Here is a 322-nt window from a genome sequence, read left to right as displayed (position 1 = left end):
GATATCGCCCGCTTCGTATCTGAAAAATTATCGACACTTGATTCTGTTGTTTCAACCACTACCCACTTTATTTTGAAAAGATATAAGCATGATGGGAAAGTCTTTGAAACAGGGGACGATGACAAAAGAATCGTGGTGTCTCCTTAAATGAAAAAGTCTTATTTATCTGAAACGGTACAAAGCATTCAGCCGTCAGGTATTCGGAAATTCTTTGATTTGGCAGCCACAATGGAAGGGGTTATCTCCCTCGGCGTCGGCGAACCGGATTTCGTGACAGCTTGGAATGTGAGAGAAGCCAGTATTATGTCTTTAGAGCAAGGAC

General features: G+C 42.2%; 1 protein-coding gene and 1 pseudogene. Both read left to right on the top strand.

Annotated features, from left to right (window positions below):
• A partial coding sequence (locus KH400_RS23620) for an Lrp/AsnC ligand binding domain-containing protein (protein WP_498067649.1) occupies positions 1 to 147 on the top strand: 147 nt, incomplete at its 5' end.
• Positions 148 to 322, top strand: a pseudogene (locus KH400_RS23615) (pyridoxal phosphate-dependent aminotransferase); the annotation flags it as partial. It abuts the gene before it with no gap.

This window comes from Desertibacillus haloalkaliphilus (assembly GCF_019039105.1).
Classification (GTDB): domain Bacteria; phylum Bacillota; class Bacilli; order Bacillales; family KJ1-10-99; genus Desertibacillus; species Desertibacillus haloalkaliphilus.
The sequence above is the reverse complement of the archived record's forward strand: the minus strand, read 5'-3'. Positions and strand labels throughout refer to the sequence as shown.